Here is a 22528-nt window from a genome sequence, read left to right as displayed (position 1 = left end):
TTTAACTTTTAAAAATTTTAAGTTTAGTTCCGGGTTTTAATCCTTTAGCACTCCAAATATTGTTCCATTTTTTAATATTATCTACAGAAACATTTTTAAATTTTTGAGAAATACTCCAAAGAGAGTCTCCTTTTTGTACAGTATATATTTGATATTTTCCTTTTGGGATTGATATTTGTTCTTTCTTTTTTGATGGCTTAGGTACTGAAAATGCTATCTTTTTAGGATAAATATACAACCTTTGTCCAATACTTAAACGACTACTTTTTAAACGATTCCAACGTTTTATTTCACTAACTCTTACTCCAAATTTATTTGCAATTTTTCCTAAAAAATCTCCACTTCTAACTTTGTAACGGATTCGTTTGTCCATTTCAAAGTATTTTGGCAATGGTTTTTCTCTAAGAGAATCATCTGCATTAGCCAATGCATAAATTTCTTTTTCTTTATCTAAAAACTCAACAACTTTATTACTTGGTAATCTTACTGCATAATTTCTTTCTTTTATAAACGGAATAATATCTAGTTTATAAGAAGGGTTTAATGTTGATAAAACTTCTTCATCTACATTTATTTTTTCAGAAATTTGATCAAAACTTATGGTTCTTTTTATACGAACAGTATCTGTTTGAAAATTAAAATATTTTGGTAAATCAGAATAAATATTATGCTCACTTGCATATTCAAAAATATACATAGTTGCATAAAACGCTGGTACATAACCTGCAGTTTCTCTTGGCAAATAGGGTCTAATATTCCAATAATTTTTATACCCTCCAGATCTTTTTATGGCTTTTCTTACATTTCCTGGTCCTGAGTTATATGCTGCTAAAGCCAAATCCCAATCACCAAAAATATTATACAACTGACTTAAATATTTACATGCTGCAATGGTTGCTTTTACAGGGTCTTGACGTTCATCTACATAAGAACTTACTTTTAAATCGAATTGTTTACCTGTACCATACATAAATTGCCACAAACCTGTTGCACCCACTCTAGATTTAATTCTTGGTCTTAATGCAGATTCTACAATTGCTAGATATTTCATTTCTAAAGGAATATCATACTGATCTAGATATTGTTCAAACATTGGAAAATAGTATTTTGCCTTTGCCATTAAAGCTGGATAATACTTTTTTCTATATAATAAATAACTATTAATAACCTTTTCTAAAGCAGGATTATATGCCAAATTAAAAGGTGTTGTTTTGTTTAGAGAAGTGAGTCTTTCTTTTAATAAATCTGTAGTAACAGAAGTTTTAACATTTCCTGTTATGTCTTTATCATTTATAACATAAACTAAAGTATCTATTAATGCAGAATTGAATTTTTCGTTTACTAAAAGGCTATCAATTAACTTTAAGTCTTCGTCTGTAAACAACTCCTTTTTTAGCGATTTTGTTATAGAGTCTTTAGCAATAAAAATAGTGTCTTTTTTTATTACTGAACTACTATCTTTTTTCTCTTGAGAAAAAACAGTACTAGTTAATAGGAGGAATATAATTAGTTTTTTAATCATCTATTTTAAATATCTAACTCAACAACAATTGGACAATGGTCTGAATGTTTTGCTTCTGGTAAAATATAAGCTCTTTTAATTTTGTCTTTTAACGGTTCTGCAACCATTGCATAATCTAAACGCCAACCTTTGTTGTTAGCTCTAGAGTTTGCTCTGTAACTCCACCAAGAATATTCTTGTCTTTCTGGATTTAAAAAACGGAAACTATCTGTAAATCCACTATTTATAAACTTAGATAACCACTCTCTTTCTTCTGGTAAAAACCCAGAAACTCCTTTCATTTTTGGATTATGAATATCTATAGCTTCATGACAAATATTATAATCTCCACAGATTACTAAATTAGGAATTGTTTTTCTTAATTCTGAAGCATATTCTAAAATTTCATCCATATAATTAAATTTGAAATTTAATCTTTCAGAATTTGTACCAGAAGGTAAATACATACTCATAACAGAAACTTCATCAAAATCTACTCTTAAATTTCTTCCTTCAAAATCCATAGTTTCAATTCCTGTACCATATTCTATATGATTTGGTTCTTCTTTACAAAAAACAGCCACAGAAGAATATCCTTTTTTTTGTGCAGAAAACCAATAATGATAAGGGTAACCTGCTGCTTCAAAAACAGAAACATCTAATTGCTCTTTATGTGCTTTGGTTTCTTGTATGCAAATTACATCTGGTTTTGCAGCTTTTAACCATTCAATAAATCCTTTTTTTAAGGCTGCTCTAATTCCGTTTACGTTGTATGATATTATTTTCATTGATTATAAATATCTCTTAATTTTCGTCTCATAACTTTGTTAGATGCAGTTCTTGGTAAAACATCAATTTCTAACAATTCTGAAACTTTAAATAGTGGGTTTAATTCTTTTCTTATTATTTGTTTTGCTTCTTGTAATTTATCTGATGTAGCATTATCTAAATTACTATCTACATAAAATACAATTAATTTACTAGGACCTCCATCTTTAGGAGAAACTGCAATTGCTGCACATTCTTTTACAAATATTAATTCTTGTAAAATTTCTTCTATTTGAGTTGCGCTAACTTTTATTCCGCCTAAATTCATAGCATCATCTACACGTCCTAAAACTTTATAATAGTTGTTTTTTAGCTGAACAACCTCATCTCCATGACGTCTTAATTTTACTTTAAATTTCGGAGTATTATTATAGTATACTTTATGATGATCTTTATTTAACAATGATGTTGATAATCCCATTACTGGAGGAATCATAAACACTTCGCCTTTTGTAGATTCTTCTTCGTTTTCATCTAACATTACAAAATCTCCACCTAAAGCTTTGGTAGAAAAATTACTGGCAATATTTTTTTGAACCACTGTACTTGTAATATAACCACCCCCAATTTCTGTACCTCCACAATACTCTATAACAGGTTTGTTATTGGCTAATTCCATTAAATATTTCATTTCTGTAGCATTAGAAACTTCGCCTGTTGAGCTAAAACATTTAATTGCATTCCAATTAAACAATTCCATATTTTTATTGCTTTTCCATTGTTTTACAATACTTGGTACAATACCAAGCATGGTAACTTTTGCATCTTGTACAAACCTACCAAAACCTGTTTCTAAAGGAGAATCATAATATAAAGCTATTGTTGCTTTATTAATTAAGGCTGCAAAAACCAACCAAGGTCCCATCATCCATCCAAGATTTGTTGGCCAACAAACCACATCATTTTGTTGAATATTATGATGATAATATCCATCTGAAGCAGATTTTATTGGTGTTGTATGATTCCAAGGAATTGCTTTGGGTTCTCCTGTGGTTCCTGATGAAAAAAGAATGGTGGCAACTTCTTCTGGAGATTGTTTTATAGACTCAAATTCTGAATTATTTGATAAAAAATCTGTCCAAAAAACATCTTCTTTTCTAATTGAAGGTTTAATATTATCGATACTTATTACAATTACCTTTTCTGGATTTGCCTCTAAAACCTTTGTGTAAAGAGGTATTGTTTTTGCTCCTCTTTTTATTACATCTTGGGTAAAAACTAGTTTAGGCTTGGTAATGTTAAATCTAACTGCAATTTCTTTTGCAGAAAAACTATCTACAATAGTGGCAACTTTAATTCCTGCTTTTATGGCAGCTAAATAAATTGCTACTGCCTCAATAGTCATTGGTAAATCTATTGCAATTGTATCGCCAATATTTACATTAAAAGATTGAAAACTATTGGCAATTTTATTTACAAATTCTAATAATTCCTTTTGAGATATTTTTTGAATTTCTTCATTCGTTTTTTGAAAAATAATTGCTGTAGCATCATTATCATTCTGAAAACAAGAATCTACAATATTTAATTTTGCACCATACAACCATTTTGCATTTTCAACACCTGCATCAGTGTTTAAAATTTGATTGTATTTTTTAGATTGAACAATGTTTAAATTACTTACAGTGTCTTCCCAAAAGGTAGTTTTATTTTCTACAGTCCATTTCCAAAAATCATAATAATTGGTAAAAGAATGCTTTTGCATCATTTTACCAATATTAGAATTATTAATAATTTCTTTACTTGGACTCCAAGTCATTTATTCTATTTTAAAAATCTGTATCTTCTTCCTCTTCTATTACTTCTTTCTTTTCATCTTCTTTATTCTCAGTTTCATCATCACATAAAATACGAATAGAAAGATTCTCTGGTTTTTCAAAATCTTCTTGACTAATATTTAATGTTTTATCTGCATAACATTTTTGCATATATAATGCCCAAGAAGGTAAAGACATTGTTGCTCCTTGTCCTTTAGTTATTCCTGCAAAATGTGTTGCTCTATCTTCTCCTCCTGTCCAAACACCAGTTGCTAAATTTGGTACAATCCCCATAAACCAACCATCAGATTGATTTTGAGTTGTTCCTGTTTTTCCTGCAATTGGATTTGTAAATTTATAAGGATGACCAGTTACGTATTTAGGTTTAGCCCAAGGTAAACGTAAACGTACACCAGAACCAGAAAGTGTAACTCCTTTTAATAAATCTAACACAACATAAGCAGATTCTTCACTTAAAACTTCTTTTGTTTTTGGAGTAAATTCTTGTAATACAGTTCCGTTTTTATCTTCTATTCTTGTTAAAATCATAGGCTCAACACGTAAACCTTTGTTAGCAAAAGTAGCATAAGCACCAACCATTTCTATTAATGATAAATCTACAGCTCCTAAAGCAATTGATGGATTTGCTTGAATTTCACTTTCAATTCCTGCAGATTTTGCTAAACGAGTAACATTTTCTGGAGAAACCATATCTACCAATCTTGCAGACATTGTATTTACAGAACCTGCTAAACCATCTTTTAAGGTTAGCATACCTCCGTATTTATCATCAGAGTTTTTAGGTGTCCATTCTTCTGGAATCCCATATTTTCCTTTAGGAATAGTATAAGGAGTATTTGGATACTCATCACAAGGAGATAATTTTAATTGATTGATAGCTGTTGCATATACAAATGGTTTAAATGTAGAACCTACTTGTCTTTTTTGTTGTGCAACTGCATCGTATTTAAAATGTTTGTTATCTATACCACCAACCCAAGCTTTTATATGACCAGATTGTGGTTCTATAGACAATAATCCAGAACGTAAAAAATGCTTATAATATTTTAAAGAATCGTTTGGAGACATAATTGTATCTATGTTTCCTTTCCAAGAAAAAACACTCATTTTGGTTTTTTTATTGAAAACTTCATCAATATATTTTTTAGATTTTCCTGCAATTTTTAATCGCTTATATCTTTCAGAGTTTTTCTTAGCTCTTTCATAGATATTTTTAATTTGATCTTTTTCTAAATCGTAAAAAGGTGCTGTTCTGTTTCTTTTTTGTTCTTTAAAAAAGTAACCTTGTAAATTAGACATGTGTTCTTGTATAGCTTCTTCTGCATATTTTTGCATGCGAGAATCTATGGTTACATAAATCTTTAAACCATCTCTAAAAATATTGTATTGTTCTCCATTTGGTTTTGGGTTTTCTTGTACCCATTTTCTTAAAACCTTTTGTAAATGGGTTCTAAAATATGTTGCAGAACCATCACTATGTCCTTCTTTATGAATGTCTAAACCAAGGTCTAATTTTTGCAAAGAATCTTTTTCTTGAAGTGTAATAAACTCACTTCTATTCATTTGTTTTAAAACTACATTTCTACGTTGTTTTACTCTTTCTGCTCTACGTAAAGGGTTGTAAAGCGACGAGTTTTTTAACATACCAACCAACATTGCAGATTCTTCTACATCTAAATCTTTAGGTTCTTTACCAAAATAAATACGTGCTGCAGAACGAATACCAACTGCTTGATTTAAAAAATCGTACTTATTTAAATACATTGTTAGAATTTCATTTTTGGTATATTGTCTTTCTAATTTAGTTGCAACCACCCATTCTTTTACCTTTTGACCCAATCTTAAAAAGATATTTCTAGAAGCTCTACCAGTAAATAACATTTTTGCTAATTGCTGAGTAATTGTACTTGCCCCTCCACTACCTGGTTTTAAAACTGCTCTTGCTGTACTATAAAAATCGATACCAGAATGTTCGTAAAAACGTTCGTCTTCGGTTGCTACTAATGCATTAACTATATTTTGTGGTAAATCTTTATATTTTATAGGAGTTCTATTTTCTTTAGCATATTTTCCTAAAGTTTTTCCATCTGCAGAAATAACTTCTGTTGCTAAATTGTTTTCTGGGTTTTCTAACTCTTCAAAAGTTGGTAATGCACCTAAAAAGCCCCAAGATGCAAACAAAAATATTAATATCAATAATGAAGTTCCTCCAAGGATAATTCCCCAAAACCACTTGATATACTTTTTAAAATTAGTTGTTTTCTTTTTTTTCATAATACTAAACTGCTTCTCAATTAAATTGAGATTTCAATAATTTGTCTTTCCCTTAAAAACGGGAATCTAATTTAATTTTCTATACTAAAACCTACATCTTGAATTCCTTTTAAAAATTCAATAGGATTTACTTCGCCATTTTTTCTCATAGATTGACGGACATTAAACATATATTTTCCAGATATTGGAAATACCTTATTTTCTTTGTAAAATAATTTGTTTTCTTTTATTTCAGTAAAACCTTCTCCTAAAAACCTACCTGTAACATCTGTCATTTCGTATTGTAAAGTATCTATAACAACAGTTTCATTAGGAAAAATTAACTCAGTTATTAAATATAAATTACTAAACTTATAATCATTATTATTTCTAATATTGATAAAAAGATTCTTAGGTGAAATCGTATCAGTTACATCAAACTCAAACACTATTTTTTCGCTTGCTTTCCAACCTTTATTGTCTATGGGTTTATAAACGTTAAAATCTGTTTTATCATTACAAGAAAACATTAAAAAGAGAGAAAATAAAATAATTAAAAAACTATTTTTTTTCAGTGTTGTTGTCATTTTTTGGTTTATTATTTTTACGATTTCTATTATTTCTTCTAGGTTTATTTACCTTTTTTACCTCACCTGTTGGCTGATTAGCATTTCCTTGATTTTGACCCTGTGATTTTGGTTTGGGTTTTTGGTTTGGCTGCGTTTTTGGTTTCTGATTAGGATTTACTTTCGCTTTTTTCTGAGGATTTTGCTTCGGTTTTTGATTTGGTTTATTCTGTTGGTTACCTTGCTTTTTAGCTTGAGGTTTTCTTTTTTGGTTAGGATTTTGCTTTTGAGTTGGTTTTGGTTTATTGTTACTGTTAGCATTTACAGCAACTGGTTTTTTTCTATTTCTGTTTCTGTTATTTCTTTTACGTTTACTTGTTTTTGGTGCATCAAAACGAGTTAAACTATCTTGACCAACAGCATCTTCAAAATCTACTTTTTCTGGTATAATTACATCTGCTTCATATTCTTCTAACGTTGCAGATTTTTCATTATTTTTATTTAAATCAATAATTTCTAAAACTTGATCTAATGTTAACCTAAACCACTTAAAACGTTCTTCTTTGTAGGTATACCAAAGATGGTTTTTAAAAATATCCATCTTTACAAAAACTGCATCACCTTTTTCTGTTTTTAAAACCACATCTTGTTTTGGAAATGATTTTAAAGCATCTAAATACGTATCTAATTCAAAATTTAAACAACATTTTAGTTTACCACATTGACCTGCTAATTTTAACGGATTTAATGATAATTGCTGATAACGTGCTGCAGATGTTGTCACTTTTCTAAAATCTGTTAACCAAGTAGAACAACACAACTCTCTACCACAAGAACCAACTCCTCCTAAACGTGCTGCTTCTTGTCTTGCACCTACTTGTTTCATTTCTACACGAATAGAAAAAGCACTTGCCAAATCTCTAATTAATTGTCTAAAATCTACACGTGCATCTGCTGTATAATAAAAAGTAGCTTTGTTTCCATCTCCTTGATATTCTACATCAGATAATTTCATTTGCAATCCTAAACGACCTAAAATTTCTCTTCCTCTACGTTGCGTTTCTTCTTCTTTAGCTCTTGCTTGTTGCCAAATATCTATATCTCTTTTACTTGCTTTTCTGTAGATTTTCTTAACATCTTCACTATCTGCTGTAATTTTTCTTTTCTTCATTTGAACTTTTACAAGCTCACCTGCTAAAGAAACAGTACCAATATCATGTCCTGGGTTTCCTTCTACAGCAACAATATCTCCCATTGTTACTGGTAAATTATCAGGGTTTTTATAAAAATGCTTTCTTCCGTTTTTAAAACGAACTTCGAAAATGTTAAATTTTTCTTGACCACTAGGTAATGTCATATTAGACAACCAATCAAAAACAGCAAGTTTATTACTACCACTTCCACAGGTTCCTGTACCACAATTACCATTACTCTTACAACCTTTTGGTACTCCATTTTCTGTTGTACCACAACTTCCACATGCCATGTAAGTATATATTATATAGTTTTTATGATTTAATTTGTTAAAACAAAGTATAAATTATAAAAAACGTATGATTCATAAATTGATTATCAGGTTTATACAAAAAATAAACCCAATCTTCTCTAATCTGTAAATATAAGCATTCTAGAAGAATGAAAAAACATCAAAATTAAAGTTCTTAGAACTACTTTTATTTAGATTCTATATCAAAAATAGCTTAAATATTTAGTTCATATTTAAGCTATTTAGAATTTGCTATTATTAATTTAGAATTCGTAAAAAACTACACCTGTTTTACTTCAATAATTTTAACAGGACATGCTTTTTTTGCTTCAACAGAACAATCGTAAATAGATTCATCAAAAGATTTTATTGTAAAAAAACCTTTCTTTTCTGTAGAATGAAGTAGCACAGATTTTCCGTCTTTTTTAGACATTTGAAACTGATTTGGTGCAACCTCAACACAATAATTACAACCAATACATTTATTTCTTTGTAACGTAATTACTACCATTAGTTTTCTGCAAATTCTGTTTTAACAATCTTGTACAACTTGTCTGATCTTCTAATTTTAAAGTCTAACTTTATGGTAACTTCATCTCCTTTTGTAGCTTTTTCTGATGGCTTATCATTAACAAACATCTGCTTTAATTCCATTTCTTGAGCTCCAGTTGTTGGACCCGTAATTAAAATAGTATCACCAACATTTACATCATAAGCATCAATTTTAAACTGACCAATTTTTGCTTTGTCAAAATAATGTTCACCTCTTCCTAAAAAGACTTTCTTTTGTGTTGCATGAGAACCCGATTCTTTACTCCATTCTCCTAATTTTTGACCTAGATAATATCCGTTCCAAAAACCACGATTATATACTTTTTCTAATTCTTGCATCCAAGAAATCACCTTCTCTTTATCGTAAGTTCCTGCTGCTAAATTATCAATGGCATCTCTGTAGCATTTTATCACTTTTGCAACATATTCTGGTGCTCTACCTCTACCTTCTATCTTTAAAACTTTAATACCTGCATCTGCAACTTGATCTAAAAAATCAATAGTACACAAATCTTTTGGAGACATAATGTATTCATTATCCAACTCCATTTCAAAACCAGTTTCTTGATCGATAACTGTATATTTTTTTCGGCAATTTTGTTTACAAGCTCCTCTATTTGCTGATGAATTTGCAGAATGTAAACTCATATAACATTTACCAGAAACTGCCATACATAAAGCTCCATGACCAAAAATTTCGATTTCAACCAATCTTCCTGAAGGGCCTTTTACTTCGTGTTTTTCAATATCTTCTGTAATCTTTTTTACTTGACGCAAACTCAATTCTCTACTCAACACAATTGTATCTGCAAACATTGCATAAAACTTTACAGTTTCAATATTTGTAATATTAATTTGAGTTGAAATATGAACTTCCATTTGCAGTTCTCTCGCCATTGCAATTACTGCTTGATCCATAGCAATTACAGCTGTAATATTTGCTTCTTTTGCTCTTTTTATCAATGTTTTTACAATTGATAAATCATGATCATAAACAATAGTATTCAGCGTTAAATAAGTACGAACATTCTTTTCTGAACATCTTCTTTGAATTTCTTCTAAATCATCTAAAGTAAAGTTGATAGAAGCTCTTGCTCTCATATTTAGTTGTTCTACTCCAAAATAAATAGAATCACAACCATTATCTAAAGCTGCCTGCATAGATTCAAAATTACCTGCTGGCGCCATTAATTCGATTTTCTGCATGCTGTTATTTTTTAAATTTTAGAACTTCTGAACGTCCTTTTTTAAATATTTTATTACTGTTTCCTTTTCCTTTTCTAAGCTCTTTTTGCTCTTCGTAAGGAAGTTTTATTATTTCTTGACAATCTGTAGAACACGTGTTTTCTGTACTTTCTGCACATTCATCACATTGTATAAATAATAAATGACAAGCTTCATTTGCACAATTTGTATGAGTATCACAAGCTTTACCACATTGATGACAGTTAGAAACTACATCATCTGTAATACGTTCTGCTCTTCTATGATCAAACACAAAATTTTTACCTATAAATTTATTTTCAATTCCTTCTGCTTTTACTTGACGAGTATATTCAATAATACCTCCTTCTAACTGAAAAACATTTTTAAACCCTTTGTGTTTGTAATAAGCAGATGCTTTTTCGCAACGAATTCCGCCAGTACAATACATTAATAAGTTTTTATCTTCTTTGTTGTCTTTTAAATCTTCTTCTATAATATCTAATGAATCTCTAAAAGTATCTACATCTGGAGTAACTGCACCATCAAAATGACCAATTTCACTTTCATAATGATTACGCATATCTACACAAACCGTATTTGGATTTGCCAACATTTCATTAAATTCTTTAGCATTTAAATGCACACCTTTGTTGGTTACATCAAACGTCTCATCATTTAAACCATCTGCAACAATTTTGTTTCTAACCTTAACTTTTAGTTTTAAAAACGATTTATTGTCTTGCTCTACAGCAACGTTTAAACGAATGTTTTTTAAAAAAGAAATACTATCTAACTGTTTTTTTAGCTCTAAAAAATTTTCTGCAGGAACAGAAAGTTGAGCATTAATACCTTCGTAAGAAACATAAATTCTTCCTAAAACATCTAAATCATTCCATTCTAAGAATAATTTATTCCTAAATAATTGTGGATTTTCTATCTTATAATATTGATAGAATGAAATTGTAAGACGGTCTTTACCTGCCTCATCAATTAATGCAGCGCGCTCTTTTGCGCTTAACTTGTTGTACAGTTGCATGCTATACTTTTTAAGTTTAACGTTAATTTTTAAACTGAACTCATTTCAGTTTTTACATATTTATAAACAAAAATTTTACAAATATTCTGCAAAATTACTCTTTTTTTAAATAATAGTTAATATTAAATATCGTTTTTTATCTCTTTGATAATCAACCAAAAACAACTACAACGTTTTCTTAAATAATTGCAAAACCTAACTTTTATCATGTTTTAAAAAAAGCTTTGACTGTAAATTTGTAGTACATAAAAAAGAATACATAAAATTTTAAATACATAAACTAATGGAATTAGAAGAATTAATCTTAGAAAAACCGACAAGTAGAGAGTTTACACAAGGTGTTTGGAATACATCTATTAACGTTAGAGATTTTGTTGTAAAAAACATTATCTCTTACTATGGAGATGACCAATTTTTAGTTGGTGCTAGTGAAAAAACACAAAAACTTTGGGAAGTTTGTAAAAAAGGAATGCAACAAGAAAGACAGAATAATGGTGTACATTCTGTAGATACAGAAACTATTTCTGGAGTTGCTAGCTTTGGAGCTGGTTACATTGATAAAGAAAATGAAACAATTGTTGGATTACAAACTGATGGATTATTAAAAAGAGCAATGAAACCTTTTGGAGGTTATAAAGTTGTTCAAAAAGCTTTACAAGAACATGGTTTAAAACCAAGTGAAGAAATTAATGAGTTATTTTCTAAATATGTAAAAACACATAATGATGGTGTTTTTGATGCATATAATGCAGAAATTAGAAAATTCCGTTCATTAGGATTTTTAACTGGATTACCAGATAATTATGCACGTGGTAGAATAATTGGTGATTACAGACGTGTAGCTTTATATGGTATTGATAAATTAATTGAAGCAAAAAAAGCAGATTTAGCAAACATTGAAGGACCAATGTCTGATGCTGTTATTCGTTTAAGAGAAGAAGTATCTGAGCAAATCAAAGCTTTAAAAGATATGATTGTAATGGGTAACCATTATGATTTAGAATTAAATCGTCCTGCAGAAACTGCAAGAGAAGCTGTACAATGGACTTACATGGCTTATTTAGCTGCTGTAAAAGAGCAAGATGGAGCTGCAATGTCTTTAGGTAACGTTTCTACTTTCTTAGATATCTTTATTGAAAGAGATTTAGAAAACGGGACTATTACAGAAAACGAAGCACAAGAATACATTGATCAATTTGTAATGAAATTGAGAATGGTACGTCACTTACGTATGGCTGCTTATGACGAAATTTTTGCTGGAGATCCAACTTGGGTAACTGAAGCAATTGGTGGTATGTTAAATGACGGAAGAACAAAAGTTACTAAAACTGCATTCCGTTTCTTACATACTTTATACAACTTAGGACCATCACCAGAACCAAATATTACTGTTTTATGGTCTCCATTATTACCTCAAAACTTTAAAAACTTCTGTGCAAAAGTTTCTATTGATACTTCATCTATTCAATTTGAAAATGATGATTTAATGAGAAACTTAAGAGGTTCTGATGATTATGGTATTGCTTGTTGTGTATCTTACCAAGAAATTGGAAAACAAATTCAGTTTTTCGGAGCAAGAACAAACTTAGCTAAAACATTATTATTAGCTGTTAATGGTGGTAAATGTGAGATTACTGGAACTCAAATGGTTGATGGTATTGAGCCAGATAATAGCGAGTATTTAGACTTTGACAAAGTAATGGCTAACTACAAAATTGCCATGAAACAAGTAGCAAAAGTTTATAATGATGCAATGAATATTATTCACTACATGCATGATAAATATTACTACGAAAAAGCTCAAATGGCTTTAATTGATACTAACCCAGATATTAATATCGCTTATGGTATTGCTGGTTTATCAATCTTAGCAGATTCTTTATCAGCAATTAAATATGCAAAAGTTAAACCAATTAGAAACGAAGAAGGTTTAACAGTAGACTTTAAAGTTGAAGGAGAATTCCCTAAATATGGTAATGATGATGATAGAGTAGATATTTTTGCTCACGATGGTGTTGAAGATTTTAATAATGAATTGAAAAAGTTAAAAGTATATAAAGATGCAGAACCAACAATGTCTGTATTAACAATTACATCTAACGTTGTATATGGTAAGAAAACCGGTGCAACACCAGATGGTAGAGCTTTAGGTGTTCCTTTTGCTCCAGGTGCAAACCCAATGCATGGGCGTGACACAAATGGTGCAATTGCTTCTCTAAACTCAGTTGCAAAAATTGATTATAAAGATTCTCAAGATGGAATCTCTAATACATTCTCTATTGTTCCTAAATCTTTAGGTTCTACTCAAGAAGACAGAATAGACAACTTAGTTGCTACTTTAAATGGTTACTTTGAGCACGGAGCACAACATTTAAATGTAAATGTATTAGACAAAGAAACTTTATTAGATGCAGTGGCACATCCAGAAAATCACCCTCAATTAACAATTAGAGTTTCTGGTTATGCAGTTAATTTCATTAGATTAACAAAAGAACAACAAATGGAAGTTATTTCGCGTTCTTTCCACGAATCTATGTAGTCCTTTTTATGTATTAATAAGGGATTCAAAAAATAAAATTGACTCTTTTTAGAGCCTACTTTTTAAGAAAGTATTAGTTTTATTTTTTCGAATCCCTTTTTTTATTCATTAAAATTTATCAGTTATTAAAACTAAAGAAAACATATTAAACGTACATTCTATAGAGTCTTTTGGAACCCATGATGGTCCAGGAATTAGAATGGTAATTTTTTTACAAGGTTGTAAATTAAAATGCCAATATTGTCATAACCCAGATACTATTGATACTCATGGAGGTGAAGAACACCATATTGAAGATTTAGTACAAAGAGCTTTAAAAATGAAATCTTATTATGGTGGTAAAGGTGGTGTAACCGTTTCTGGTGGAGAACCATTATTACAAGCTCATAATCTTATTCCTTTATTTAAAAGATTAAAAGAAGAAGGTATACATACCAACTTAGACACAAATGGGCGCTTATTAAACCATCCTGCTGTTGAGTTAATTGATAATTATGCTGATTTAGTAATGCTTGACATTAAGCATATGAGAGAAGATGGTTTTCAAAAAATTACCGGAAAAAAAAATAAAGAAACCACTTTTAATTTTGCAAAACATAGAGAAGCATCAGGAAAAAAAATGTGGTTACGTTATGTATTAATTCCGGGTATTACTAATACTCCAGAATTGCTACATGAATTAGGAAACTATTTCAAAGATTACAAAACAATAGAACAAATAGAATTACAACCTTATCATAAATTAGGTATCCATAAATGGGATACGTTAGGTTGGGAGTATGAACTTAAAGATGCTAGAGAAAATACTCAAGAAGAATTAGATGAAGCATCAAAAATTTTAAGCAACTACTTTAAAAAAGTAAAAATAAATTAAAGAATTAAAAAATGAGTGCACCAAAACTAAAAAATAGATGGTTAATTGCAGCTTCTGCAGTAGGTATACATATCTCAATTGGGTCTGTATATGCATATTCAGTAATGACAAATCCTGTTAAAGATGTATTTGACGTAGAAGGATCTGTAATAAAATGGGCGTTTAAAATTGCCATTTTATTATTAGGTTTATCAGCAGCATTTTTAGGTAGATGGGTAGAAAAAGTTGGTCCAAAAATTAGTGGTACTACAGCAGGATTATTTTACGGAATAGGAATTTTAGGATCTGGATTAGCAGTACAAATGGAATCGCTTTGGTTATTCTATTTATGTTATGGAGTTATAGGTGGTATAGGATTAGGTTTAGGATACATTACCCCAGTAAGTACATTAGTAAAATGGTTTCCAGACAGAAGAGGTTTAGCAACAGGAATGGCAATTATGGGATTTGGTTTTGCTGCCTTAATCTTTGGTCCTGTAATGGCTAAACTATTTGAAACTGTTGGTGTTTCTAATGCATTTTATATTTTAGGAGTAATTTACATGGTTTTAATTTTATCTTCTGCAAGATATATAGAAAGACCACCAGAAGGATATGCTCCTGCAGGTTATAAAGAAGGTGAAGGTGGTAAAATTAAAGAAGATATTTCTAATATAACTGCTACTGAATCGTTACAATCTCCTCGTTTTTATTACATCTGGATTATGATGTTTATAAACATATCTTGTGGTATTGCAATTATTTCAGCTGCAAGTCCAATGATGCAAGAAAAACTAAGTTATACACCAATGCAAGCTGCAGCAATTGTAGGTTTTATTGGAGTATTTAATGGATTAGGAAGAATAATGTGGTCTACTTTATCAGATTATTTAGGAAGAGCAAATACATTTATTTTATTCTTTGCCTTTCAAATTTTAGCCTTTTATTTCTTACCAAAAATTGGAGTTGAAAGCGTTTTCTTAATTGTATTATTTACAGTTATTACAATGTATGGTGGTGGTTTTGCTACTTTACCTGCTTTCTTAGGAGATTTATTTGGAACAAAACAATTAGGAGCAATACATGGTATGGTATTAGCTGCTTGGGGTTTAGCAGGTGTAATTGGACCTACAATTTACGACATGGTAAAAGAACAAACTGGCTCTTTAGATACTACACTAGTAATATTTGCAGGCTTATTTGTAATAGCTTTAATTGTATCTATTATGATGAAAATTTCTATCATAAAATCTCAAAAGAAAAAAGAAAAAGAATTAAGTATGGCTACTTAATAACAGCAAACAAATAACTATAATAAAAACCATTCAGTATTAATAACTGAATGGTTTTTCTTTTTTATTTAAAATTATATCAACTCGTTTAAATTTAAACATTAGAAATTTATTTGCTAAATTTTTAAACTTTGGTTGACTTATAAGACTTTAAGTGATTTAGTTCATCCTTTTTTTTAGCATCTTTGCATCATAATAAAAATCATTAAATATAAATACTGATGAAAATAGCTGTAGTTGGAGCAACTGGAATGGTTGGAACAGTAATGTTAAAAGTCTTAGAAGAACGTAATTTACCTGTAACAGAATTAATACCTGTTGCATCAGCAAGATCTGCTGGTAAAAAATTATCATATAAAGGAAACGATTATACCGTTGTTACCTTAGAAGACGCTGTTACCATGAAACCAGATGTAGCTTTGTTTTCTGCAGGTGGAGATACTTCTTTAGAATGGGCACCAAAATTTGCAGAAGTAGGTACAACTGTAATCGATAATTCTTCTGCTTGGAGAATGGATCCTACTAAAAAACTAGTAGTACCAGAAATTAATGGAGATGTTTTAACTGCTGATGATAAAATTATTGCTAATCCAAACTGTTCTACAATTCAGTTAGTAATGGCTTTAGCACCTTTACACGCAAAATACAACATGAAACGTGTAGTTATTTCTACTTATCAATCTGTTTCTGGAACAGGTGTAAAAGCGGTTCAACAATTAGATAATGAAGAAGCTGGTATAGATGGAGAAATGGCATACCCACATAAAATAGGTAGAAATGCATTACCTCATTGTGATGTTTTCTTAGAAAACGGTTACACTAAAGAAGAAATGAAATTAGTTAAAGAACCTAAGAAAATTTTACGTGATGATTCTTTTTCTGTAACTGCAACTGCTGTTAGAATACCTACAGCTGGTGGACACTCTGAAGCAGTAAATGTTCAGTTTGAAAATGATTTTGATTTGGCTGAAGTTCGTCAAATCTTAAACGATACTCCAGGTGTTATTGTTGAAGATGATTTAGCAAATAACGTTTACCCAATGCCAGTTAATGCACATAATAAAGACGAAGTATTTGTTGGTAGAATTAGAAGAGATGAATCTCAAGAAAATACATTAAATTTGTGGGTAGTTGCAGACAACTTACGTAAAGGTGCTGCTACAAACACAGTTCAAATTGCCGAATATTTAGTAGAAAATAATTTGGTGTAAAACATACATTTTTTTAATGGCAACATTTCACAAAGTAAACATACAAGAAGTGATAAGAGAAACCGCAGATGCGGTTTCTCTTATATTTGATATACCTGGAAATTTAAAATCTAATTTTGCTTTTCACTCAGGTCAATACTTAACACTTAAAAAAACAATTAATGGTAAAGAAGTAAGAAGAGCATATTCTATTTGTTCTTCTCCTACTGATAATTATTTAAAAGTAGCTATTAAAGCTGTAGAAAATGGTACTTTTTCTACGTATGCTACTTCAGAATTAAAAGCAGGAAATTTTATTGAAATTTCTGAACCAGAAGGTAAATTTATCTTAGAGCCTTCTTCTAACAAAAATTATATTGCTTTTGCTGCAGGTTCTGGAATTACGCCAATATTATCAATGATAAAAGATGTTTTAACAAACGAAACTACATCTACTTTTACTTTAATTTACGGAAACAAAACCGTTAATGATATCATTTTTAAAACTGAATTGGATGCTCTAAAAGAAGCAAATTCTGATCGTTTTAATCTTCATTACGTTTGCAGTAGAGAAAAATTAGAAGATTCATTATTTGGAAGAATTGATAAAGAAAACACTAATTTTTATCTAAGTAATTATAAAAATACAACTTTTGAAGCTGCATATCTTTGTGGTCCAGAAGAAATGATTAATGTAGTATCTGAAACACTTTTAGAAAACGGTTTTTCGAATGAAAATATCCATTTCGAATTATTTACTGCATCTATTGATGAAGAAGCTACTTCTAATATTAAAGAAGGAACTACAGAAATTACTGTTTTATTAGATGATGAAGAAACTACCTTCACAATGAACCAAACAGATGATATTTTAGCAGCTAGTTTACGTAACGATTTAGATGCTCCTTATTCTTGTCAGGGTGGAGTTTGTAGTTCTTGTATGTGTAAAGTAACAGAAGGAAAAGCTGTAATGGTTAAAAACTCTATTTTATCTGAAGATGAAATTGATGAAGGTTTAATTTTAGCATGTCAAGCATATCCAACAACACCAAAAATTACAATTGATTTTGACGATGTTTAATCAATTATAATAAATATTTTATTTAATAAAAAGGATGGTTTTACCATCCTTTCTTTTTCTCTTAATTTTAAAAACATTATTTTTATAGAATGGATTTATTTCACTTTAGAGATGCTTTTTTAATAGGTTTTTTCATGGCTTTTATGATAGGACCTGTTTTTTTTATGTTAATTCAAATCAGTATTTTAAAAGGTGCTAGGGCAGCAATTGCTTTTGATTTAGGTGTTATTTTAGGCGATATTTCTTTTATACTAATTGCTTATTATGGAAGTAGATCTTTACTAGAAAAAATTAAAGACGACCCTCGTTTATTTTTTATTGGAGGCCTTGTTCTTATTATTTACGGTTTAATAACCTACTTTGATAAACAAAACAAAAAGGAAGCTTTAGAAGACGCTAAAAGTGTAGAAGTACCCATTAAAAACAATTACGTAAAATTGTTTTTTAAAGGTTATTTTTTAAATTTTATAAACGTTGGAGTTTTAGCTTTTTGGTTAGGAACAGTTTTAGTAATTGGCCCAACTTTAAAAATGGATGAAAATGCAATTTTTTGGTATTTTGCAACTATAATTTTAGGTTATGCAGTTACAGATTTAGGAAAAATATTGCTAGCAAAACAATTAAAAAGCAGATTAACTCCTCTTGTTATTTATCGTTTAAAAAGAATAATGGGTATTATTTTACTAATATGCGGAGTCTTTTTAATGCTTAAAGGTTTTATACCCAATGAAAGTATAGATGAATTAATACAATAAAAAAAGCGAGGTAAAAACCTCGCTTTTTTTATACTGTATGTTTCAAATTATTTCACTTCAAATACATTATTTTCTAAGTTAACATCAGCCATTAATAAACTTTTATCTATAGCTACTGTTTTAATAGTTTTAGATGTATTAAAAGAATAAGTTGGGTATGCCCAACCCCAATCTTTTAATACAGTTGCATCTGTTGGTTTACTACCTCTCATTAATTCTAAAGGTATATTAAAACTTTCCTTGCTTCCGTCTGTAAAAGTAACTTCTACATCTATTGGCATTGGCATTTGACCAATTCTTTCTAAAGTAATTTTATTTCCTTCTACAGATTTAATTCCATAATCTATAGTATGTAAAGTTTGCGTCCATTCGTTTAAATACCATCCTAAATGAATACCAGAAACTTTTTCCATTGAACGTTTTACATCATTTGGTGTTGGATGTTTAAAACTAAAATCTGTGAAATATTTTTTTAATCCTTTAGCTGTATTTTCTGCACCTATTATGTATTCTAATTGAGATAAAAACATGCTTCCTTTACCATAACTTGCAAAACTATATCCTCTATTTGTATGATATCTATCTGCATGTGTAGTAAGCACCTCTTCTGTACCAGATTTTACCATTCTATTATAACCTCTATATGGTCCTGCATTTGGATTTTTACCTTCTTTTTTAAAAATATCATAAGAAGCTTTTGTAGAAATATAACTCGTAAAACCTTCATCCATCCATGGGTGTAAGCTTTCATTAGAAGCTAATAAAAATTGAAACCAAGTATGTGCCATTTCATGAGATGTAACCCCAAAAAGACTTCTAAAACTTCTTTTACCAGTAACTAAAGTAGACATTGCATACTCCATACCTCCATCTCCTCCTTGTATTACAGAGTATTGTTTATAAGGATATTGACCAACATTTTCACTAAAATAAGTCATTAATTCAGCAGTTTTTGGCTGAACATCTTTCCAACTTTTTAAATATTTATCTTCTAGAGTTTTCTTGTATAAAAAATGCAAATCAATTCCATTTTCCATTTTTAAAACATCATGAATATATTCATTATCTGCAGCCCACATAAAATCATGAACTTTTGGAGCTTTAAAATGCCATGTTAGTTTATCTCCTTTTGGTAGTTTTAATTCTTTAGTTGCATCTTCATATCCATGACCAACTTCTTGTGGATTTTGTATATAACCAGTACCACCAACAGTATAGTTTTTATCAATATGAATTGTTACATCAAAATTACCCCAAACTCCTTGAAATTCTCTTGCAATATAAGGTGGTGTATGCCAACCTTGAAAATCGTATTCTGCTAATTTAGGATACCATTGAGACATAGATAACGCAACTCCTTCTTTACTTGTTCTACCAGATCTACGAACTTGAAGTGGCACTTGTGCATCAAAATCCATTTCAAAAGTTACAGATTCTCCTGATTTAATTGGTTGATTTAATTGTACTTCTAAAATAGTACCAACAGTTTCGTGTGAAACTGCCACTCCATTTTGTTTTAAAGAATTTACTTTTATATAACCAATTTCTTCTGGTTTTAGCTTACTAATTCTATCTCTAACTCTTCTATCTGGATCTTTAATATTTAAAGATCTAACATCCATTTGAGACCCTGGTTGAAATGCATTAAAATATAAGTGATAAAATACCTTATCTAAATCGTCTGGAGAATTATTTGTATAAACTAAAGTTTGTTTCCCTTTGTATTGATATTTGTTTACATCCACATCAACATCCATAGTGTAATCTACATGTTGTTGCCAATAAGTGTCTTTTGCCACATATGTTGTATCTTTTGTAACCTTACAAGAAACTAATGTAATAAGTGACAATCCTAATAAGAATATTTTCTTCATATATATTTATTTAAGTTGATAAAAAAAAACAGCAATTAAAAAATTGCTGTTTTACTAATTATTATTTTCTGTTTACAATTTTATCTGCCATTTTTAAAGCGTTGTAAGCGTTTACAACCCTTCCAGAAACTGATAAATCTGCAAAAGGAACTTTTTCATCTCTAGTACCTGGTTTAATAACTTCTAAATCAATTTTTGTTCCAGAATTCATTAAAATGTGTTTTACTTGACTTGCTGATAATTTAGGGTAATAAGAACGAATTAAAGCTGCAACACCTGCTGTAGATGGAGCTGCCATAGAAGTTCCGCTAAATTTAGCATAACCATTTTCTGGTGTTGTAGAGTTTACTTGTACTCCTGGAGCAAAAACATCTACATTAATTTTACCATAGTTAGAAAAACTTGCTGGTAATTTTTCATTATAATTAGCACTCATTGCACCAATTGTTAAAACATTGTCAGAAATTTCTGAAACTAAATCTTTAGAATCATTAGGAAATGTTTTAGTTACATCAATATTAGCACCATCATTTCCTGCAGCATTTACAATTAAAACATCGTGTTTTTCTGCATATAATATTGCTTCATAAACCCATTCTTTATTTGGTGAAAAAGCTTTTCCGAAACTAGTATTAATAACTTTTGCTCCATTATCTACTGCATATCTAATTCCTAAAGCAACATCTTTATCATACTCATCTCCATCAGAAACAGAACGAACTGCCATAATTTTTACATTATTTGCAACTCCATTCATTCCTTTTCCATTATTTCTAGTAGCACCAATTATTCCTGATACGTGAGAACCATGAGCTTCACTTTTAACTGAATGACCTGTATTTGCGTCTCCAGAACCTGGTTTATCATTAATATCATAAGCATTGTCACCAACCTCAAGTCTATAATCTGTTTTTAAATTATCTCCATCAATTAACTTTTTATTATTAGCTAATTGTTTAATAAAATAGTTAACTCCTTTTTCTATTTCTTGTTTAGCTACAGTTAAAGAAGGCAAACCAAAACCAAAAATTGATTTTGCAACTTGAACATGTTTTAACAAATCTGCATCTTCAGTTTTTAAAGAAATTATCTCTGCAGTTGTATAATCTTTTTTACCAAAATGTTTAGCAAAAGCAGCATCAGCATTATTTACACCTTGTAATAATTGCTCATATCTGGTTTTATTTTGCACTAATTTTTCATTAGCTTTTTTAGCACCATCAACTTTTTCTTTGTAATATTTTTTTACTTCTGCTAAAGTTTCTGCATCTGTAATTGATGGATTCATTAAAATACGTTCGTACTCTAAATGTTCTTTGTAAGAGCTACCTAAAAAATTCCATCCATTAATATCATCAATGTATCCGTTTTTATCATCATCAATTCCATTTCCAGGAATTTCTTTTTTATTTACCCAAGCTACATCTATTAAATCTTCGTGTTTTAAATCTGTACCAGAATCTACAACACCAACAATAACTTCAATTCCTTTTTTACCTTTTAAAAATTCATAAGCTTTATTAACACTCATTCCTGGTATAGAGTCTGTTACCAAATCTAAATGTTGCCAATTGTCTTTTTCTGTGTCTGATAGTTTTCCTTTTTTAGCAGTTGCATTTACAACTACATCAGATCCTACAGGTACAGGTAAACTAGAAATTGACTTACAACTTGTAAGTAATAAACCAGCAACAGCTGTATAAAAAACGGGTTTTAAAATCTTCATAATCTTTTCTTA

17 protein-coding genes are annotated in these 22528 nt (G+C 29.7%); 6 read left to right on the top strand and 11 right to left on the bottom strand.

Annotation, left to right across the window (positions count from 1 at the left end; genetic code table 11):
- Position 1 precedes the first annotated feature (1 nt).
- From MPF13_RS03220 to trhO, 9 genes are all read right to left on the bottom strand, one after another.
- Positions 2-1522: a lytic transglycosylase domain-containing protein gene (locus MPF13_RS03220; protein ID WP_249980875.1), complete on the bottom strand. Its 1521-nt coding sequence runs from the start codon at positions 1520-1522 to the stop codon at positions 2-4.
- A 5-nt stretch (positions 1523-1527) separates the two neighbouring features.
- Positions 1528-2289 (bottom strand): exodeoxyribonuclease III, encoded by a 762-nt coding sequence (locus MPF13_RS03215; RefSeq protein WP_249980874.1) that lies wholly within the window; start codon positions 2287-2289, stop codon positions 1528-1530.
- Positions 2286-4088 carry an AMP-binding protein gene (locus MPF13_RS03210; RefSeq protein ID WP_249980873.1) on the bottom strand — a complete coding sequence of 601 codons (1803 nt, stop codon included), beginning with the start codon at positions 4086-4088 and terminating at the stop codon, positions 2286-2288. The genes MPF13_RS03215 and MPF13_RS03210 overlap by 4 nt, the downstream gene beginning before the upstream one ends.
- 10 nt (positions 4089-4098) lie before the next feature.
- Complete coding sequence (locus MPF13_RS03205; RefSeq protein ID WP_249980872.1) at positions 4099-6381, bottom strand: transglycosylase domain-containing protein; 2283 nt, start codon at positions 6379-6381, stop codon at positions 4099-4101.
- A gap of 71 nt (positions 6382-6452) precedes the next feature.
- Positions 6453-6947 (bottom strand): gliding motility lipoprotein GldH, encoded by a 495-nt coding sequence (locus MPF13_RS03200; protein WP_249980871.1) that lies wholly within the window; start codon positions 6945-6947, stop codon positions 6453-6455.
- Positions 6922-8412 (bottom strand): regulatory iron-sulfur-containing complex subunit RicT, encoded by a 1491-nt coding sequence (locus MPF13_RS03195; protein WP_249980870.1) that lies wholly within the window; start codon positions 8410-8412, stop codon positions 6922-6924. Before MPF13_RS03195 ends, MPF13_RS03200 begins: the two co-directional genes overlap by 26 nt.
- A gap of 280 nt (positions 8413-8692) precedes the next feature.
- Positions 8693-8923 (bottom strand): ferredoxin, encoded by a 231-nt coding sequence (locus MPF13_RS03190; protein WP_249980869.1) that lies wholly within the window; start codon positions 8921-8923, stop codon positions 8693-8695.
- Positions 8923-10170, bottom strand: coding sequence for a peptidase U32 family protein (locus MPF13_RS03185; protein ID WP_249980868.1), 1248 nt, complete (start codon positions 10168-10170; stop codon positions 8923-8925). Before MPF13_RS03185 ends, MPF13_RS03190 begins: the two co-directional genes overlap by 1 nt.
- Positions 10171-10174: 4 nt before the next feature.
- Positions 10175-11206: an oxygen-dependent tRNA uridine(34) hydroxylase TrhO gene (gene trhO, locus MPF13_RS03180; protein WP_249980867.1), complete on the bottom strand. Its 1032-nt coding sequence runs from the start codon at positions 11204-11206 to the stop codon at positions 10175-10177.
- 283 nt (positions 11207-11489) lie between these two features.
- Here trhO and pflB point away from each other — a divergent pair, with 283 nt between their 5' ends.
- The 6 genes from pflB to MPF13_RS03150 all read left to right on the top strand — a co-directional run bounded on the left by pflB (position 11490) and on the right by MPF13_RS03150 (position 18916).
- A complete protein-coding gene (gene pflB, locus MPF13_RS03175) occupies positions 11490-13745 on the top strand; it encodes a formate C-acetyltransferase (protein ID WP_249980866.1) in 2256 nt (751 codons plus the stop codon).
- Between the two features lie 124 nt (positions 13746-13869).
- Positions 13870-14619: a pyruvate formate-lyase-activating protein gene (gene pflA, locus MPF13_RS03170; RefSeq protein WP_349666018.1), complete on the top strand. Its 750-nt coding sequence runs from the start codon at positions 13870-13872 to the stop codon at positions 14617-14619.
- 11 nt (positions 14620-14630) lie between these two features.
- Positions 14631-15890, top strand: a complete 1260-nt coding sequence (locus tag MPF13_RS03165) for an L-lactate MFS transporter (RefSeq protein ID WP_249980864.1) — start codon at positions 14631-14633, stop codon at positions 15888-15890.
- A 221-nt stretch (positions 15891-16111) separates the two neighbouring features.
- On the top strand, positions 16112-17101 hold the full coding sequence (locus MPF13_RS03160) for an aspartate-semialdehyde dehydrogenase (protein WP_249980863.1): 990 nt from the start codon (positions 16112-16114) through the stop codon (positions 17099-17101).
- 16 nt (positions 17102-17117) lie between these two features.
- Positions 17118-18161 carry a ferredoxin--NADP reductase gene (locus MPF13_RS03155; protein ID WP_249980862.1) on the top strand — a complete coding sequence of 348 codons (1044 nt, stop codon included), beginning with the start codon at positions 17118-17120 and terminating at the stop codon, positions 18159-18161.
- 89 nt (positions 18162-18250) lie between these two features.
- Positions 18251-18916, top strand: a complete 666-nt coding sequence (locus MPF13_RS03150; protein ID WP_249980861.1) for a LysE family translocator — start codon at positions 18251-18253, stop codon at positions 18914-18916.
- 47 nt (positions 18917-18963) lie between these two features.
- Here MPF13_RS03150 and MPF13_RS03145 read toward each other — a convergent pair whose 3' ends face one another.
- Positions 18964-20790, bottom strand: coding sequence for a M1 family metallopeptidase (locus tag MPF13_RS03145; RefSeq protein WP_249980860.1), 1827 nt, complete (start codon positions 20788-20790; stop codon positions 18964-18966).
- Between the two features lie 61 nt (positions 20791-20851).
- Positions 20852-22516 (bottom strand): S8 family peptidase, encoded by a 1665-nt coding sequence (locus MPF13_RS03140; protein ID WP_249980859.1) that lies wholly within the window; start codon positions 22514-22516, stop codon positions 20852-20854.
- Between the last annotated feature and the right edge of the window lie 12 nt (positions 22517-22528).

This window comes from Polaribacter sp. Z022, from assembly GCF_023555495.1.
In the GTDB taxonomy this organism is placed as follows: domain Bacteria; phylum Bacteroidota; class Bacteroidia; order Flavobacteriales; family Flavobacteriaceae; genus Polaribacter.
This window is presented reverse-complemented; position numbering and strand designations above follow the sequence as displayed.

Excerpts from the sequence above, each read along its gene's own strand:
- MPF13_RS03220 (WP_249980875.1), bottom strand. The coding sequence starts at position 1,522 with ATGATTAAAAAACTAATTATATTCCTCCTATTAACTAGTACTGTTTTT.
- MPF13_RS03215 (WP_249980874.1), bottom strand. The coding sequence starts at position 2,289 with ATGAAAATAATATCATACAACGTAAACGGAATTAGAGCAGCCTTAAAA.
- MPF13_RS03210 (WP_249980873.1), bottom strand. The coding sequence starts at position 4,088 with ATGACTTGGAGTCCAAGTAAAGAAATTATTAATAATTCTAATATTGGT.
- MPF13_RS03205 (WP_249980872.1), bottom strand. The coding sequence starts at position 6,381 with ATGAAAAAAAAGAAAACAACTAATTTTAAAAAGTATATCAAGTGGTTT.
- MPF13_RS03200 (WP_249980871.1), bottom strand. The coding sequence starts at position 6,947 with ATGACAACAACACTGAAAAAAAATAGTTTTTTAATTATTTTATTTTCT.
- MPF13_RS03195 (WP_249980870.1), bottom strand. The coding sequence starts at position 8,412 with ATGGCATGTGGAAGTTGTGGTACAACAGAAAATGGAGTACCAAAAGGT.
- MPF13_RS03190 (WP_249980869.1), bottom strand. The coding sequence starts at position 8,923 with ATGGTAGTAATTACGTTACAAAGAAATAAATGTATTGGTTGTAATTAT.
- MPF13_RS03185 (WP_249980868.1), bottom strand. The coding sequence starts at position 10,170 with ATGCAGAAAATCGAATTAATGGCGCCAGCAGGTAATTTTGAATCTATG.
- trhO (WP_249980867.1), bottom strand. The coding sequence starts at position 11,206 with ATGCAACTGTACAACAAGTTAAGCGCAAAAGAGCGCGCTGCATTAATT.
- pflB (WP_249980866.1), top strand. The coding sequence starts at position 11,490 with ATGGAATTAGAAGAATTAATCTTAGAAAAACCGACAAGTAGAGAGTTT.
- MPF13_RS03165 (WP_249980864.1), top strand. The coding sequence starts at position 14,631 with ATGAGTGCACCAAAACTAAAAAATAGATGGTTAATTGCAGCTTCTGCA.
- MPF13_RS03160 (WP_249980863.1), top strand. The coding sequence starts at position 16,112 with ATGAAAATAGCTGTAGTTGGAGCAACTGGAATGGTTGGAACAGTAATG.
- MPF13_RS03155 (WP_249980862.1), top strand. The coding sequence starts at position 17,118 with ATGGCAACATTTCACAAAGTAAACATACAAGAAGTGATAAGAGAAACC.
- MPF13_RS03150 (WP_249980861.1), top strand. The coding sequence starts at position 18,251 with ATGGATTTATTTCACTTTAGAGATGCTTTTTTAATAGGTTTTTTCATG.
- MPF13_RS03145 (WP_249980860.1), bottom strand. The coding sequence starts at position 20,790 with ATGAAGAAAATATTCTTATTAGGATTGTCACTTATTACATTAGTTTCT.
- MPF13_RS03140 (WP_249980859.1), bottom strand. The coding sequence starts at position 22,516 with ATGAAGATTTTAAAACCCGTTTTTTATACAGCTGTTGCTGGTTTATTA.